Origin of the sequence: Salmonella sp. HY31 (genome assembly GCF_042604575.1) — a bacterium.
Taxonomy (GTDB): domain Bacteria; phylum Pseudomonadota; class Gammaproteobacteria; order Enterobacterales; family Enterobacteriaceae; genus Salmonella; species Salmonella diarizonae.
This window is the reverse complement of sequence record NZ_CP170479.1, coordinates 2497504-2514824: the sequence shown is the minus strand read 5'-3', so window position 1 is coordinate 2514824 and position 17321 is coordinate 2497504. Positions and strand designations below refer to the sequence as shown.

Genomic DNA, 17321 nt, shown 5'->3' with positions numbered 1-17321 from the left:
TGCGCGGCGTTAGACCGCGCTTTTTTTCTGTCCGCATTTAGTTACAACATACTTGTCGCAAAAAAAAGCGGTGCGGCGTATCTGACCATGTGCATCTCTACCGTCCATCCAGGGGAATACCCCTTAATACCCACTTATGGAAAATTTAACATTCGTGTCGTGCGTAAATTTAATTTTATGTATTTAAATCAGTAAGATATATAAATAAAACTCCTCCTCCAAAAGGAGTATGCAGAAGGTTTGCGCGCCATTTGCATCCCTGTCCGCCTTGATCGTTATCAATTCTCACGCCCATTCAGCGCGTTACCTTCGCCCTTAGTTAAGCAATGTCGATTTATCAGAGAGCCGTAAGGTTCCACACAGGAGAAACCCGATGAGTAAATTCCTGGACCGGTTTCGCTACTTCAAGCAGAAGGGCGAAACCTTTGCCGATGGGCACGGCCAGCTTCTCGAAACAAACCGGGACTGGGAGGACGGATACCGCCAACGTTGGCAGCATGACAAAATTGTGCGCTCAACCCACGGGGTGAACTGCACCGGTTCTTGTAGCTGGAAAATTTATGTCAAAAATGGTCTGGTGACCTGGGAAACACAGCAAACCGATTACCCGCGTACCCGTCCTGATATGCCAAACCATGAACCTCGCGGCTGTCCGCGCGGCGCAAGCTATTCCTGGTATCTCTACAGCGCTAACCGACTGAAATATCCGCTGATGCGCAAACGTCTGATGAAGATGTGGCGCGAGGCGAAAAAACTGCATCGCGATCCGGTAGAGGCATGGGCCTCTATCATTGAAGATGCGGATAAAGCAAAAAGTTTCAAACAGGCGCGTGGTCGTGGTGGCTTTGTCCGCTCTTCATGGCAGGAGGTTAACGAACTGATCGCCGCTTCCAACGTGTACACCGTGAAAACCTACGGCCCTGACCGGGTGGCTGGCTTCTCACCCATCCCGGCGATGTCGATGGTCTCCTACGCTTCCGGCGCACGTTATCTTTCGCTGATTGGCGGTACCTGCCTGAGCTTCTACGACTGGTACTGCGACCTGCCGCCAGCCTCCCCGCAAACCTGGGGCGAGCAGACTGACGTGCCAGAATCCGCCGACTGGTACAACTCCAGCTATATTATCGCCTGGGGCTCTAACGTGCCGCAAACCCGTACACCGGACGCCCACTTCTTTACCGAAGTACGTTACAAAGGCACCAAAACCGTCGCGGTGACGCCGGACTATGCCGAAATCGCCAAACTGTGCGATTTGTGGCTGGCGCCGAAGCAGGGGACCGATGCGGCGATGGCGCTGGCGATGGGTCACGTCATGTTGCGCGAATTCCATCTGGACAACCCACGCCAGTATTTCACCGATTATGTCCGTCGCTATACCGACATGCCAATGCTGGTGATGCTTGAAGAACGTGATGGTTATTATGCCGCAGGCCGTATGCTGCGCGCTGCCGATCTCGTTGATTCGCTGGGGCAGGAAAATAACCCGGAATGGAAAACCGTCGCCATTAGTAGCAATGGCGAGATGGTGGTGCCGAACGGTTCCATCGGCTTCCGCTGGGGCGAAAAAGGCAAATGGAATCTCGAACAGCGCGACGGGACTACTGGCGCAGAAGCAGAATTGCAGCTTAGCTTGCTGGGCAGTCAGGATGAGATTGCTGACGTGGGCTTCCCGTATTTCGGCGGCGAGGGTTCAGAGTACTTTAATCATGTGGCGCTGGATAACGTACTGCTGCATAAACTGCCGGCTAAACGTCTGCAACTGGCCGATGGTTCTTCAGCGTTAGTCACCACCGTGTATGACCTGACTATGGCGAACTATGGTCTGGAACGCGGCCTGAACGATGAAAATTGTGCCGCCAGTTATGACGATACCAAAGCGTATACGCCAGCATGGGCCGAGCAGATCACCGGCGTGCCGCGGGCGCAGATTATCCGTATCGCACGGGAATTCGCTGATAACGCGGACAAAACGCACGGGCGTTCAATGATTATCGTTGGTGCCGGTCTGAACCACTGGTATCACCTCGATATGAACTATCGCGGGCTGATCAATATGTTGGTGTTCTGTGGTTGCGTTGGCCAGAGCGGTGGCGGTTGGGCGCACTACGTCGGCCAGGAAAAACTGCGTCCGCAGACCGGCTGGCAGCCGCTGGCGTTTGCCCTTGACTGGCAGCGTCCGGCGCGTCACATGAACAGCACCTCTTACTTCTATAACCACTCCAGCCAGTGGCGCTACGAGACGGTGACCGCCGAGGAATTACTGTCGCCGATGGCGGACAAATCCCGCTATAGCGGTCATCTGATTGACTTCAATGTGCGCGCCGAACGTATGGGTTGGTTGCCGTCGGCACCGCAGTTAGGCACCAACCCGCTGTACATTGCGCGAGAAGCGGAAAAAGCCGGCATGACGCCGGTGGATTATACCGTCAAATCACTGAAAGACGGTTCGATTCGCTTTGCCGCCGAGCAGCCGGAAAACGGCAAAAACCATCCGCGCAACCTGTTTATCTGGCGTTCTAATCTGCTTGGGTCTTCCGGTAAGGGCCACGAGTACATGCTGAAATACCTGCTGGGTACTGAGCATGGTATTCAGGGACTTGATCTGGGCAAACAGGGCGGCGTGAAGCCGGAAGAAGTGGAGTGGGTTGATAACGGCCTTGACGGCAAACTGGATCTGGTGGTGACTCTGGACTTCCGTCTCTCCAGTACTTGCCTGTATTCCGATATCGTACTGCCGACCGCCACCTGGTATGAAAAAGACGATATGAATACCTCGGATATGCATCCGTTTATTCATCCGCTGTCTGCTGCCGTAGATCCGGCCTGGGAATCGAAAAGCGACTGGGATATTTACAAAGGTATTGCGAAGAAATTCTCTGAAGTCTGTGTGGGTCATCTGGGTAAAGAGACTGACGTCGTGACGCTGCCGATCCAGCACGATTCTGCCGCTGAACTGGCGCAGCCGCTGGACGTGAAAGACTGGAAAAAAGGCGAATGCGATCTGATCCCAGGGAAAACCGCGCCGCACATCATGACCGTCGAGCGCGATTACCCGGCGACTTACGAACGTTTTACCTCTATCGGCCCGCTGATGGAGAAAATCGGCAACGGCGGGAAAGGGATTGCCTGGAACACTCAGAGCGAAATGGACCTGCTGCGCAAGCTCAATTACACCAAAGCGGATGGTCCGGCGAAAGGCCAGCCGATGCTCAACACGGCGATTGACGCGGCAGAGATGATCCTGACGTTAGCGCCGGAAACCAACGGTCAGGTGGCGGTGAAAGCCTGGGCGGCGCTGAGCGAGTTTACTGGTCGCGACCATACGCATCTGGCAACCAATAAAGAAGAAGAGAAAATCCGCTTCCGCGATATTCAGGCCCAGCCGCGCAAAATTATCTCCAGTCCGACCTGGTCTGGTCTGGAAGACGAGCACGTTTCCTATAACGCCGGTTATACCAACGTTCACGAGCTGATCCCGTGGCGTACGCTGTCTGGTCGCCAGCAGTTGTATCAGGATCACCAGTGGATGCGCGACTTCGGCGAAAGTTTGCTGGTGTATCGTCCACCGATCGACACCCGCTCGGTGAAAGCGGTGATGGGCCGTAAATCCAACGGCAACCCGGAGAAGGCGCTCAACTTCCTGACGCCGCACCAGAAATGGGGTATCCACTCGACCTACAGCGATAACCTGTTGATGCTGACCTTGTCGCGTGGCGGCCCGATAGTCTGGATGAGCGAAACCGACGCTAAAGATCTGGGTATTGAAGATAACGACTGGATTGAAGTGTTTAACAGCAACGGCGCATTGACCGCACGCGCAGTGGTCAGCCAGCGCGTACCGGCGGGCATGACCATGATGTACCACGCGCAAGAACGTATCGTAAACCTGCCGGGGTCGGAAATTACCCAGCAGCGCGGCGGCATTCATAACTCGGTGACGCGCATTACGCCGAAACCGACCCATATGATCGGCGGCTATGCGCAGTTAGCCTACGGTTTTAACTACTACGGCACCGTCGGTTCTAACCGCGATGAGTTTGTGGTGGTACGTAAGATGAAGAACATTAACTGGTTGGATGGCGAAGGCAATGACCAGGTACAGGAGAGCGTAAAATGAAAATTCGTTCACAAGTCGGCATGGTGCTGAATCTCGATAAGTGCATCGGCTGTCATACCTGTTCAGTCACCTGTAAAAACGTCTGGACCAGTCGCGAAGGTATGGAATATGCGTGGTTCAACAACGTAGAAAGTAAACCGGGCGTTGGTTTTCCAAATGACTGGGAAAACCAGGAAAAATGGAAAGGCGGCTGGATCCGCAAAATCAACGGCAAACTACAGCCGCGCATGGGCAACCGGGCGCTGCTGCTGGGTAAAATCTTCGCTAACCCACATTTGCCGGGCATCGACGACTACTACGAACCGTTTGATTACGACTACCAGAACCTGCATACCGCGCCGGAAAGCAAACATCAGCCGATCGCCCGTCCACGCTCGTTGATTACCGGCCAGCGGATGGACAAAATTACCAGTGGGCCAAACTGGGAAGAGATTCTGGGCGGCGAGTTTGAAAAACGCGCCAAAGATCAGAATTTCGAAAATATGCAGAAGGCGATGTACGGCCAGTTCGAAAATACCTTCATGATGTATCTGCCGCGCCTGTGCGAGCACTGCCTCAACCCGGCGTGCGTGGCGACCTGCCCGAGCGGTGCGATTTATAAGCGTGAAGAAGACGGCATCGTACTGATCGACCAGGACAAGTGCCGCGGCTGGCGGATGTGTATCACCGGTTGCCCGTACAAGAAGATCTACTTCAACTGGAAGAGCGGCAAGTCCGAGAAGTGCATTTTCTGCTATCCGCGTATCGAAGCCGGTCAGCCGACGGTTTGCTCGGAAACCTGCGTGGGGCGTATCCGCTACCTCGGCGTATTACTGTATGACGCGGATGCTATTGAAAGCGCCGCCAGTACGGAAAACGAAAAAGATCTGTACCAGCGTCAACTGGACGTGTTCCTCGACCCTAACGATCCGGCAGTGATTGAGCAGGCGCTGAAAGACGGCGTGCCGCAGAGTGTGATTGACGCCGCGCAGCAGTCGCCGGTGTACAAAATGGCGATGGACTGGAAACTGGCGCTGCCTCTGCATCCGGAATACCGCACGCTGCCGATGGTCTGGTACGTGCCGCCTCTGTCGCCGATTCAGTCAGCGGCTGACGCGGGTGAACTGGGCAGCAATGGCATTTTGCCGGACGTGGATAGCCTGCGTATTCCGGTGCAGTACCTGGCAAATCTGCTGACCGCAGGCGATACCCAGCCGGTACTGTTGGCACTGAAACGGATGCTGGCGATGCGCCACTACAAACGTGCGGAAACCGTGGACGGTAAAGTGGATACGCGTGCGCTGGAAGAGGTGGGTTTAAGCGAAGCCCAGGCACAGGAGATGTATCGTTACCTGGCGATTGCCAACTACGAAGATCGCTTCGTGGTGCCGAGCAGCCACCGCGGACTGGCGCGTGACGCGTTCCCGGAAAAAAGCGGTTGCGGCTTCACCTTCGGTGACGGTTGCCACGGGTCTGACAGCAAATTCAACCTGTTCAACAGTCGCCGCATTGACGCTGTTGATGTGACCAGCAAAACGGAGCCGCACGCATGATTGAACTCGTCATTGTTTCGCGTCTACTCGAATATCCGGATGCTGCCCTGTGGCAACATCAGCAGGAGCTGTTCGATGCGCTCGCCTCATCTGAACATCTGGATAAAGAAGATGTCCGGACGTTGGTCGTTTTTCTGCGCGATTTAACCGCGCAGGAGATACTGGATGCTCAGGCAAGCTATAGCGAGTTGTTCGATCGTGGTCGTGCAACCTCATTGCTGTTGTTTGAGCATGTACATGGTGAATCTCGCGATCGCGGTCAGGCGATGGTCGATTTGATGGCCCAGTATGAGCAGCACGGCTTACAACTCGACAGCCGCGAGTTACCGGACCATCTGCCATTGTATCTGGAGTATCTGGCGCAGTTACCAAAAAACGAAGCGCTCGGTGGTCTGCAGGATATCGCGCCTATTCTGGCGTTGCTCAGTGCCCGCTTGCAGCAGCGTGAAAGCCGGTATGCGGTATTGTTCGACCTGTTATTAAAGCTGGCCAATACGACGATCGACAGCAACAAAGTCGCCGAAAAAATTGCCGATGAAGTTCGTGATGATACCCCACAGGCGCTGGATGCGGTCTGGGAAGAAGAGCAGGTGAAATTCTTTGCCGATCGGGGCTGCAATGAGTCTGAAATTGCCGCCCATCAGCGTCGTTTTGCCGGTGCCGTGGCACCGCAATATCTAAATATCACCACCGGAGGACAGCACTAATGCACTTCCTGAATATGTTCTTCTTTGACATCTACCCGTACATTGCTGGATCGGTATTCCTGATCGGTAGCTGGTTACGTTACGACTACGGCCAGTACACCTGGCGGGCGGCTTCCAGCCAGATGCTGGATCGCAAGGGGATGAACCTGGCGTCAAACCTGTTCCACATTGGGATTCTGGGTATTTTCGCCGGTCACTTCCTGGGAATGTTAACGCCGCACTGGATGTATGAATCTTTTCTGCCGGTCGACGTGAAGCAGAAGATGGCGATGATTGCCGGCGGCGCTTGCGGCGTGCTGACGCTGGTTGGCGGTATTTTACTGCTCAAGCGTCGTCTGTTCAGCCCACGAGTTCGCGCCACCACTACCGGCGCAGATATTCTGATTCTCTCGCTGTTGGTGATTCAGTGCGCGCTGGGGCTATTAACCATTCCATTCTCAGCGCAGCATATGGACGGTAGCGAGATGATGAAACTGGTCGGCTGGGCGCAGTCCGTAGTGACATTCCACGGCGGGGCGTCTGAACATCTTGACGGCGTGGCATTTATCTTCCGTCTGCATCTGGTGCTGGGGATGACCTTATTCCTGCTGTTCCCGTTCTCGCGTCTGGTACATATCTGGAGCGTGCCGGTTGAGTACCTGACCCGTAAATATCAGCTTGTTCGCGCACGTCACTGATTCCCTTTAACAGGATACTAAACCCTACTTCGGTAGGGTTTTTTTACGCCTGGTTGCCGGATGGCGGTTACGCCTTATCCAGCCTACAGGGAAGCAGGGTTATAGTTTGATGGCGCGATCAGGCGTAGCCGCCATCGGCAATGAGTTCAGGCAATATAATCCAGGTGGGGGATGAAGAAATATGATGTCGTGTGCTTAACGGGGATAACATACGCGACGGAAGTGATGGTGGTGGGGGAAGGATTATTCGTCGCTCCGCTCCTCACCCTTCGGGTCGTTGCCTGCGGCAACGCTTTCTCGCTGCGCTCGAATCGAACCTTAGTCGAAGCTTCTTCCTTCCCCGTACGGAGAGATATGAGGCAGTGTGCTTAATGGGGATAATCTACGCGACGGAAGTGATGGTGGTGGGGGAGGGATTATTCGTCGCTCCGCTCCTCACCCTTCGGGTCGTTGCCTGCGGCAACGCTTTCTCGCTGCGCTCGAATCGAACCTTAGTCAAAGCTTCTCATCCTTCCCGTACGGAGAGATATGAGGCAGTGTGCTTAACGGGGATAATCTACGCGACGGAAGTGATGGTGGTGGGGGAAGGATTCGAACCTTCGAAGTCGATGACGGCAGATTTACAGTCTGCTCCCTTTGGCCGCTCGGGAACCCCACCACGGGGTAATGCTTAATACTGGCCGGCTTCCTTTTGGGAAGCGGGGCGCATCATATCAAATGACGCGCCGCTGTAAAGCATTCCTTTGCCTGAAATGAACTGTTTGCGTACTTTTCATCCGTAACGGATTAAAGCTAATCAATTCATATTACTGACGATTAAAGAATAATCGTCCGGTTGCCGTAAACAAAGACCCGCTGCGCCAGAACCTGATACAGCGCGCGGCTTAACACGTTTTTCTCAACGTCGCGCCCGGCACGCATCATATCTTCTGCGGTGTAGGTGTGATCCACGTGAATCACATCTTGCATAATGATCGGACCTTCATCCAGATTGTCATTCACATAGTGCGCGGTAGCGCCGATGATTTTCACGCCGCGCTCATAGGCCTGGTGATAAGGACGCGCGCCAATAAACGCAGGCAGAAATGAGTGGTGGATATTGATAATTTTGTTCGGGAAGCGCGCCACAAAATCTGGCGTTAAAACACGCATATACTTGGCCAGCACCACATAGTCTGGTTGATGGGCATCAATGGCGTCCGCCATCTTCCGGTCGTGCTCTTCACGCGTTAATCCCTCATGGCTGACCAGTTCGAAAGGGATCTCAAAACGCTCAACCAGTGAGCGTAACGTCTCATGGTTGCCAATGACCGCGGCGATTTCAACCTCCAGTCCGCCATAGTTGGCCTTCATCAGCAGATCGCCCAGACAATGGGCCTCTTTGGTTACCAGAATCACTACCCGACGGCGTCCGGCGGGATTGAGTTCACGAACAGATCCTTCGGGTAAGGCGCTATCCAGATCGGCCAGGAGAGTGGAATCATTGAAGATGCCTTCCAGCTCGGTCCGCATAAAAAAGCGTCCGGTACGATGGTCAACAAATTCATTGTTTTGCACGATATTAAGCTCATGCTTATAGCAAATGTTGGTAATCCGCGCGATAAGACCTTTTTGATCGGGACAAATAGTACGCAGAACTTTACGTTGTAGTGATTGCATTGCCGGAAAAATCCTGTTGAGAGTGTTTGCTGTATCGATACTGTCAGGCGTCACTGGCCGCAGCACTTTTTAAATTTTTTGCCTGAACCGCACGGGCAAGGATCATTTCGACCCAACTGCGGGCGGGTACCGTCAATATAATACCACTTACCGTTTTCTTTGATAAAACGGGAGCGTTCCATAATCGCCCCGGTTTTCCCTTGTTCGGAAAAACGCGCGATAAAACTAACATACCCTGTATTTTCTGCTTCTGACCAGGTATGTTCAAAAATAGTCAGGCCGAGCCACCTGGTATTGGCAAATCCGGCGATGATATCATCGCGAAACGCGGCCGCATTGCAGGTTGGATGCCAGCTCTTAATTAAGTAATCTGCGTCTTTCATCACAAAAGCGCAGTAACGAGAGCGCATGAGGTGTGACGGATCGGGTGCTACTCGTTCTCCGGACACAATACGACCACAACATAGGCTATACTCGTCAGCGCTACCACAGGGACAAGGCTGAGACACAATAATCTCCCTGAATATAAAAAACGGCGTTGAACGCCAGGGTGGCGTTATGTTAACTGAGCAGTGGCGATGTTGCTACGTCTTGAAGCCAGGGGAAATCGTTAAATACGATGAGAAAAATGAAAATAGGGCTGGCGCTGGGGTCTGGCGCGGCGAGAGGATGGTCTCATATTGGGGTCATCAAAGCCCTCAAGCAAACAGGCATTGATATTGATATCGTTGCAGGATGCTCAATAGGTTCACTGGTCGGTGCCGCGTATGCCTGTAATAAATTATCGGCGCTTGAACAGTGGGTATGCTCATTCCGCTACTGGGATGTTTTACGCCTGATGGATTTATCATGGGGCAGAGGAGGGTTGCTTCGCGGCGAACGCGTATTTAATCACTATCGGGATATTATGCCCGTTACGGATTTTGACCACTGTTCAAGACGTTTTGGCGCGGTCGCGACGAATCTTAGCACTGGACGAGAGTTATGGTTTACTGAGGGCGATCTACACCTTGCTGTACGTGCGTCGTGCAGTATGCCAGGGCTGATGTCTCCGGTTGAACATAACGGTTACTGGCTGGTGGATGGCGCGGTCGTCAATCCGGTTCCTGTTTCGTTAACCCGGGCGATGGGCGCTGATATCGTTATTGCGGTAGACCTGCAACATGATGCCCACCTCATGCAGCAAGATTTGCTCTCTGTAAATGTAGGGCATATAAATGAAGAGAGTGATGATTCGCTGCCCTGGCATAAGCGTTTAAAAGAACGTTTCAGTAGCCTGACTTCACGCCGTGGCGTGAGCTCGCCTGGGGCAATGGAAATCATGACAACGTCCATTCAGGTGTTGGAAAATCGTCTTAAACGTAACCGTATGGCTGGCGATCCGCCTGATATTCTTATTCAACCTTTCTGTCCGCAAATCTCTACGTTAGATTTTCATCGCGCCCATGCCGCTATTGCGGCGGGTCAATTAGCCGTAGAGAAAAAGATGGACGAACTTATACCCTTGGTGCGTACCGTCGTTTAATGTACCTTTTACGATCACTTAAGCAAATTCTGACAGGCGTGAGCGGCAATACCATGCCACTATTGATCAAAGCCAGTCAGGGGAGAGAACATGACGCAGCCATTGGTCGGAAAACAGATTCTTATTGTTGAAGACGAGCCTGTATTTCGCTCGCTTCTGGATTCGTGGTTTTCCTCTTTGGGAGCGACAACGGCATTGGCAGGCGACGGGGTAGATGCCCTGGAGTTGATGGGGAGTTTTACGCCCGATCTCATGATATGTGATATCGCCATGCCGAGAATGAACGGTCTCAAACTGGTAGAAAACTTACGTAATCGCGGAGACCAGACGCCTATTCTGGTTATTTCTGCAACAGAAAATATGGCCGATATCGCCAAAGCATTACGCCTTGGGGTTGAAGATGTCTTGCTGAAGCCGGTAAAAGATCTCAACCGCTTGCGGGAAACCGTATTCGCTTGCTTGTACCCCAATATGTTTAATTCGCGGGTTGAAGAGGAAGAACGTTTGTTTCGTGACTGGGATGCGATGGTGAGCAATCCGACTGCCGCAGCGCAATTATTGCAAGAGCTACAGCCCCCGGTACAGCAGGTGATTTCCCACTGCCGCATTAATTACCGGCAGCTTGTCTCTGCCGAGCAGCCTGGACTGGTGCTGGATATTGCGCCGCTTTCTGATAACGAACTGGCATTTTATTGCCTGGACGTCACCCGGGCGGGTGATAACGGCGTGTTAGCTGCATTGTTGCTGCGGGCGCTATTTAACGGTTTATTGCAGGATCAGCTTGGTCAACAAAAGCACCGTTTACCGGAGTTAGGTGCCCTATTAAAACAGGTAAATCATCTGCTCAGACAAGCTAATTTACCCGGTCAATTCCCGTTATTTGTCGGTTACTATCACAGTGGACTCAAAAATTTGATTCTCGTCTCCGCCGGATTGAATGCCACCTTAAATACGGGCGCTCATCAGGTTCAAATCAGCAATGGCGTGCCGTTAGGAACATTGGGCAATGCCTATCTTAACCAATTAAGCCAGCGTTGCGACTCATGGCAGTGTCAAATATGGGGCGCAGGAGGACGTCTGCGATTGATGTTGTCTGCGGAATGACCAAACGGGAGAACGGGAGAAAATTGCTTTACCGGCCTTTCCCGACGAGTGTTACTATCTGCGGCAGATTTATAAGTATTTGTCTTAATTATACCAATATAAGTCCTTTTTGGACCTGAGGCTTGTTCTGGTACTGATATACTGGAACACGATACAGATTAATGAACACGTTCAATACATGAACAGTCCAGGAGAATTTTAAATGGCTGCCCTTAATTCGAAAGTCAAAAAAGCCGTTATCCCGGTTGCGGGATTGGGAACCAGGATGCTGCCAGCGACCAAAGCTATCCCGAAAGAGATGCTGCCGCTGGTTGATAAGCCATTAATTCAGTACGTCGTGAACGAATGTATCGCTGCTGGCATTACTGAAATCGTGCTTGTTACGCACTCGTCTAAAAACTCCATTGAAAACCACTTTGATACCAGTTTTGAACTGGAAGCTATGCTGGAAAAACGCGTTAAGCGTCAGCTTCTGGAAGAAGTTCAGTCTATTTGCCCTCCGCATGTCACTATTATGCAGGTACGTCAGGGGCTGGCAAAAGGCCTGGGTCACGCCGTATTATGCGCACATCCCGTTGTCGGAAACGAACCTGTCGCCGTTATTCTGCCAGACGTTATTCTTGACGAATATGAGTCCGATCTGTCTCAGGATAACCTCGCTGAAATGATCCGCCGTTTCGACGAAACCGGAAATAGTCAAATTATGGTTGAGCCTGTAGAAGATGTGACTGCTTACGGTGTTGTCAATTGCAAAGGCGTTGAGCTGGCGCCGGGTGAAAGCGTGCCTATGGTTGGCGTAGTTGAAAAACCCAAAGCGGATGTCGCGCCGTCTAACCTTGCGATTGTCGGGCGTTATGTACTGAGTGCGGATATCTGGGCGTTATTAGCGAAAACCCCTCCGGGTGCCGGGGATGAAATTCAGTTGACCGATGCTATCGATATGCTGATCGAAAAAGAAACGGTTGAAGCTTACCACATGAAGGGTAAAAGCCATGACTGTGGTAATAAGTTGGGATATATGCAGGCATTCGTTGAATATGGCATCCGTCATAATTCATTGGGGGCTGAATTTAAAGCCTGGCTTGAAGAAGAAATGGGTATTAAGAAGTAACGTTACGTTATAAATTTTTTAACAGAAGCGCTGGAAAATCCGGCGCTTTTTTTATGTATGTTTGCGTCAGGGGAGAACGCAGACAAAAAAAATCCCGCCAGCGGCGGGATTTTAAGCAACCAGGGAGTAAATTATTCCTTGATCAGGAAGTCTTCCAGCTGCTTACCTTGTTCTTCCATTGCTTTTTTGATTACAGCCGGTGTACGACCCTGGCCAGTCCAGGTTTTAGTTTCACCGTTTTCGTCAACATAGCTATATTTAGCCGGACGAGCTGCGCGTTTAGCTTTGGTACCGGATTTAGCGGCAGCCATGCTATTCAGCAGTTCATTCGGGTCAATGCCATCGGCAATTAACATTTCACGGTACTGTTGCAGTTTACGAGTGCGCTCTTCCACTTCAGCAGCAGCAGCGCTTTCTTCTTCACGACGCTCGTTAACGACAACTTCTAATTTCTCCAGCATTTCTTCAAGCGTTTCCAGAGTGCATTCTCTTGCCTGCGCACGAAGAGTACGGATGTTGTTCAGAATTTTAAGTGCTTCGCTCATTGTAGTAATCTCAAACTTATATTGGGGTGGTTTGTTGAGCTAATAATAGAGCGATAAATTCAGTTGTGCAATAGCCAGGAATGTAAGGAATTCAAAATTACGCTTTATTAAGTACACGTCTTAATTATCTCAACTTAAATTTTCCTTGAAGCGACGCACAAAAAAGAGCTTATTGACAGGGGGGATACTCACCTCCGGTCACTAAAAATTTAGGATTCAGGTCACATTTTATCACGATGAAATACGATCTCATTGCAGAGATATCAACCCTTTGTATTAGCTTTCCTTACAAGAAACACCTATTACTTTGCACCAAGTATGAGTAACGGTAACAATAAGTGCAAGGTTTTCATATTGGTGAGGGATGTTAAGCATTGTTGATGAATTTTAACGGCATAATTTGTGAAGGAATGTGTATAGTGAACGATGTTTGCACAATTCTTAATACTCACCGGAGCGCGAGCCGCGCTGTCGCGTGGGTAAATTATGGTACAATCCCGCCAATCTTTATTTCACTCAGGTGAGGTCCTGCGACCAATGGCACAGCTATATTTCTACTATTCGGCAATGAATGCGGGTAAGTCGACTGCACTGCTGCAATCTTCATACAATTATCAGGAACGCGGGATGCGTACCGTCGTATATACGGCAGAAATCGACGATCGTTTCGGCGCAGGCAAAGTCAGCTCTCGTATCGGTTTGTCGTCGCCGGCAAAATTGTTTAACCAAAATACATCCTTGTTTGAAGAGATTCGTGCCGAGAACGCGCGACAGACAATACATTGCGTGTTAGTCGACGAAAGCCAGTTTTTGACTCGCCAGCAGGTTTATCAATTATCCGAGGTTGTCGATAAATTAGATATTCCGGTACTTTGCTATGGGCTACGAACAGACTTTCGTGGGGAGCTTTTTGTCGGCAGTCAATACTTACTGTCATGGTCAGATAAATTGGTGGAATTAAAAACCATCTGTTTCTGCGGTCGTAAAGCCAGTATGGTTCTGCGCCTCGATCAGGATGGCAGACCTTATAACGAAGGCGAACAGGTGGTTATTGGTGGGAATGAACGCTACGTTTCGGTTTGTCGTAAGCATTATAAGGACGCGCTGGAGGAGGGCTCACTGACGGCGATTCAGGAGCGCCATCGGTACATGTGATACCAGGACAGCGTTAGGCTAATAAAATGCCCTGTAGCGCTTTGGGCGTTATTATTCAGGCATACTGGTGGCAGGGGAGTGGCGTGAACACGTAGGTCTGATAAAGCGCAGCGCCATCAGGCATCTGATAAACAGGTAAAACAAAAAAACGGCCTCAATTGAGGCCGTTATAGTCATGCTAAAGCGGATAACGAATTAAGCGGATTTTTTCGCTTTCTTCTCTGCTTTCGGTGAGGCAACGACATCTTTCTTCGCTGTAACTTCACCTTCGGTGAAATCACGACCGTAGTAGGTGTCCAGCAGAATCTGTTTCAGTTCGGAGATCAGCGGATAACGCGGGTTCGCGCCGGTGCACTGGTCATCGAAGGCATCTTCAGACAGTTTGTCCACATTTGCCAGGAAATCAGCTTCCTGAACGCCTGCTTCACGAATGGATTTAGGAATGCCCAGTTCAGCTTTAATATTTTCCAGCCATGCCAGCAGTTTTTCAATCTTAGCGGCAGTACGGTCGCCCGGCGCGCTCAGACCCAGATGGTCAGCGATTTCCGCATAACGACGGCGTGCCTGCGGACGATCGTATTGGCTGAAAGCGGTCTGCTTAGTCGGGTTGTCATTCGCGTTGTAGCGGATAACATTACAAATCAGCAGCGCGTTCGCCAGACCGTGGGGAATGTGGAACTGAGAACCCAGCTTGTGCGCCATTGAGTGACATACACCCAGGAAGGCGTTCGCAAACGCGATACCGGCGATAGTGGCTGCACTGTGTACACGCTCACGAGCTACCGGGTTCTTAGAACCTTCATGGTAGGATGCCGGCAGGTTTTCTTTCAGCAGTTTCAGTGCTTGCAGAGCCTGACCGTCAGAGAATTCAGATGCCAGTACAGAAACGTAGGCTTCCAGGGCGTGAGTTACGGCATCCAGACCACCAAATGCGCACAGAGACTTCGGCATTTCCATGACCAGGTTGGCGTCGACAATCGCCATATCCGGGGTCAGCGCGTAGTCTGCCAACGGATATTTCTGACCGGTGGCGTCGTCGGTGACAACGGCGAACGGCGTCACTTCAGAACCAGTACCGGAGGTGGTGGTGACGGCGATCATTTTCGCTTTCACGCCCATTTTCGGGAACTTATAGATACGTTTACGGATGTCCATAAAGCGCAGCGCCAGCTCTTCGAAATGGGTTTCTGGATGTTCGTACATTACCCACATGATTTTCGCCGCGTCCATCGGGGAACCGCCGCCCAGCGCGATGATCACGTCTGGTTTGAAGGAGTTAGCCAGCTCAGCGCCTTTGCGAACAACAGAAAGGGTCGGGTCAGCTTCAACTTCGAAGAATACTTCGGTTTCAACGCCAGCCGCTTTCAGAACAGATGTGATCTGGTCAGCGTAGCCGTTGTTGAACAGGAAGCGGTCAGTCACGATGAGCGCACGTTTGTGGCCATCGGTAATCACTTCATCCAGCGCGATGGGCAGAGAGCCGCGGCGGAAGTAGATAGATTTCGGAAGTTTGTGCCACAACATGTTTTCAGCTCGCTTAGCAACGGTTTTCTTGTTGATCAGGTGTTTCGGACCAACGTTTTCAGAGATGGAGTTACCACCCCAGGAACCACAACCCAGAGTCAGGGAAGGTGCGAGTTTAAAGTTGTACAGGTCGCCGATACCACCCTGAGAAGCCGGGGTGTTAATCAGAATACGCGCGGTTTTCATCTTCTGACCGAAGTAGTTAACGCGATCCTGCTGGTTGTCCTGGTCGGTGTACAGGCAAGAGGTGTGACCGATACCGCCCATAGCGACCAGTTTTTCTGCTTTTTCTACCGCTTCTTCGAAATCTTTCGCACGGTACATCGCCAGAGTCGGAGACAGTTTTTCGTGTGCGAACGGTTCACTTTCGTCAACAACCGTGACTTCACCGATCAGAATCTTGGTGGTCTCTGGTACGGAGAAGCCTGCCAGTTCAGCGATTTTGTAGGCTGGCTGACCCACGATAGCGGCGTTCAGCGCGCCATTTTTCAGGATAACATTCTGAACCGCTTTCAGCTCTTGACCCTGCAGCATATAGCCGCCGTGGCTGGCGAAACGTTCGCGAACGGCGTCATAGACGGAGTCAACAACGACCACAGACTGTTCAGAAGCACAGATTACGCCGTTATCGAAGGTTTTGGACATCAGAACAGACGCAACAGCGCGTTTGATATCAGCGGTTTCATCAATAACAACCGGGGTATTGCCTGCGCCTACGCCGATAGCAGGTTTACCGGAGCTGTATGCTGCTTTAACCATACCCGGACCGCCAGTGGCGAGGATCAGGTTAATGTCCGGGTGGTGCATCAGCGCATTAGACAGTTCTACGGAAGGTTGATCGATCCAGCCAATCAGATCTTTTGGCGCACCGGCAGCGATAGCAGCTTGCAGAACAATGTCTGCCGCTTTGTTGGTCGCTTCTTTTGCACGCGGATGCGGGGAAAAAATGATGGCGTTACGGGTCTTCAGGCTAATCAGAGATTTGAAGATAGCGGTAGAGGTCGGGTTAGTGGTTGGAACGATACCGCAAATAATGCCGATAGGTTCTGCGATGGTGATGGTCCCGAAGGTGTCGTCTTCAGACAGCACGCCGCAGGTTTTTTCATCTTTATAGGCGTTGTAAATATATTCAGAAGCGAAGTGGTTTTTAATCACTTTATCTTCGATGATACCCATACCCGATTCGGCAACGGCCATTTTGGCCAGCGGAATTCGGGCATCAGCGGCTGCCAGAGCGGCGGCGCGGAAGATTTTGTCGACCTGTTCTTGAGTGAAACTGGCATATTCACGCTGGGCTTTTTTTACACGCTCTACGAGTGCGTTAAGTTCAGCGACATTAGTAACAGCCATAATGCTCTCCTGATAATGTTAAACTTTTTTAGTAAATCATCTGCGCGATACGTGAGTATAGACAGATCGACGATACTTTGTATAAATACCTGAAATTCAGGTGGTTACTTAACGTCCGTTTCGCTCTGATTTACTAAAAGAGCTTCTGCGTCAGTATCGTTTAACGCTAACGCATTACGTCCAGGTGGCGTTAGCAAGATTACTCACTTCTGAGTAGTGATTGTGTGATCTAAATCAAGTTTACGCAAAGCTGACACCTTTCAGCAGGCCATTTCAACGTTTTACGTTAAGTGTTAATAAAATGTTGTCATGAAG

12 protein-coding genes, 1 tRNA gene and 2 other RNA genes are annotated in these 17321 nt (G+C 51.3%); 8 read left to right on the top strand and 7 right to left on the bottom strand.

Annotated elements, in window-relative coordinates; all coding sequences use genetic code 11:
- Positions 1 to 373 precede the first annotated feature (373 nt).
- Genes ACE15A_RS11945 through narI form a run of 4 tightly spaced genes read left to right on the top strand, consistent with a single transcriptional unit; the run spans position 374 to position 7033 of the window.
- Positions 374 to 4117: a nitrate reductase subunit alpha gene (locus ACE15A_RS11945; RefSeq protein ID WP_053507915.1), complete on the top strand. Its 3744-nt coding sequence runs from the start codon at positions 374 to 376 to the stop codon at positions 4115 to 4117.
- Positions 4114 to 5649 carry a nitrate reductase subunit beta gene (gene narH / locus ACE15A_RS11940; RefSeq protein ID WP_053507916.1) on the top strand — a complete coding sequence of 512 codons (1536 nt, stop codon included), beginning with the start codon at positions 4114 to 4116 and terminating at the stop codon, positions 5647 to 5649. The genes ACE15A_RS11945 and narH overlap by 4 nt, the downstream gene beginning before the upstream one ends.
- Positions 5646 to 6356 carry a nitrate reductase molybdenum cofactor assembly chaperone gene (narJ, locus tag ACE15A_RS11935; RefSeq protein WP_023247644.1) on the top strand — a complete coding sequence of 237 codons (711 nt, stop codon included), beginning with the start codon at positions 5646 to 5648 and terminating at the stop codon, positions 6354 to 6356. The genes narH and narJ overlap by 4 nt, the downstream gene beginning before the upstream one ends.
- A complete protein-coding gene (narI, locus tag ACE15A_RS11930) occupies positions 6356 to 7033 on the top strand; it encodes a respiratory nitrate reductase subunit gamma (RefSeq protein ID WP_023178830.1) in 678 nt (225 codons plus the stop codon). The genes narJ and narI overlap by 1 nt, the downstream gene beginning before the upstream one ends.
- A gap of 226 nt (positions 7034 to 7259) precedes the next feature.
- Here the strand turns inward: narI and ACE15A_RS11925 are convergent.
- The 5 genes from ACE15A_RS11925 to ACE15A_RS11905 form a co-directional block, all read right to left on the bottom strand.
- Positions 7260 to 7388, bottom strand: a non-coding RNA gene (locus ACE15A_RS11925) — RtT sRNA.
- A gap of 44 nt (positions 7389 to 7432) precedes the next feature.
- Positions 7433 to 7563: non-coding RNA, RtT sRNA (locus ACE15A_RS11920), on the bottom strand.
- 43 nt (positions 7564 to 7606) lie between these two features.
- Positions 7607 to 7691: transfer RNA gene (locus ACE15A_RS11915), tRNA-Tyr, on the bottom strand.
- A gap of 158 nt (positions 7692 to 7849) precedes the next feature.
- Positions 7850 to 8692, bottom strand: coding sequence for a formyltetrahydrofolate deformylase (gene purU / locus ACE15A_RS11910; RefSeq protein WP_053507917.1), 843 nt, complete (start codon positions 8690 to 8692; stop codon positions 7850 to 7852).
- A gap of 50 nt (positions 8693 to 8742) precedes the next feature.
- A complete protein-coding gene (locus tag ACE15A_RS11905) occupies positions 8743 to 9201 on the bottom strand; it encodes a YchJ family protein (protein ID WP_053507918.1) in 459 nt (152 codons plus the stop codon).
- 110 nt (positions 9202 to 9311) lie between these two features.
- Here ACE15A_RS11905 and rssA point away from each other — a divergent pair, with 110 nt between their 5' ends.
- The 3 genes from rssA to galU all read left to right on the top strand — a co-directional run bounded on the left by rssA (position 9312) and on the right by galU (position 12432).
- Positions 9312 to 10217 (top strand): patatin-like phospholipase RssA, encoded by a 906-nt coding sequence (rssA, locus tag ACE15A_RS11900; protein ID WP_023246941.1) that lies wholly within the window; start codon positions 9312 to 9314, stop codon positions 10215 to 10217.
- A 90-nt stretch (positions 10218 to 10307) separates the two neighbouring features.
- Complete coding sequence (gene rssB, locus ACE15A_RS11895; protein ID WP_053507919.1) at positions 10308 to 11321, top strand: two-component system response regulator RssB; 1014 nt, start codon at positions 10308 to 10310, stop codon at positions 11319 to 11321.
- A gap of 202 nt (positions 11322 to 11523) precedes the next feature.
- On the top strand, positions 11524 to 12432 hold the full coding sequence (gene galU, locus ACE15A_RS11890; protein ID WP_000729452.1) for a UTP--glucose-1-phosphate uridylyltransferase GalU: 909 nt from the start codon (positions 11524 to 11526) through the stop codon (positions 12430 to 12432).
- Positions 12433 to 12563: 131 nt separating this feature from the next.
- Here the strand turns inward: galU and hns are convergent, their stop codons facing one another.
- Complete coding sequence (gene hns / locus ACE15A_RS11885) at positions 12564 to 12977, bottom strand: histone-like nucleoid-structuring protein H-NS (RefSeq protein WP_001287383.1); 414 nt, start codon at positions 12975 to 12977, stop codon at positions 12564 to 12566.
- A 537-nt stretch (positions 12978 to 13514) separates the two neighbouring features.
- Between hns and tdk the strand changes: the two genes are divergently transcribed.
- Positions 13515 to 14132 (top strand): thymidine kinase, encoded by a 618-nt coding sequence (gene tdk, locus ACE15A_RS11880; RefSeq protein ID WP_023246938.1) that lies wholly within the window; start codon positions 13515 to 13517, stop codon positions 14130 to 14132.
- Between the two features lie 195 nt (positions 14133 to 14327).
- Here tdk and adhE read toward each other — a convergent pair whose 3' ends face one another.
- Complete coding sequence (gene adhE / locus ACE15A_RS11875) at positions 14328 to 17006, bottom strand: bifunctional acetaldehyde-CoA/alcohol dehydrogenase (RefSeq protein ID WP_053507920.1); 2679 nt, start codon at positions 17004 to 17006, stop codon at positions 14328 to 14330.
- Positions 17007 to 17321: the final 315 nt, after the last annotated feature.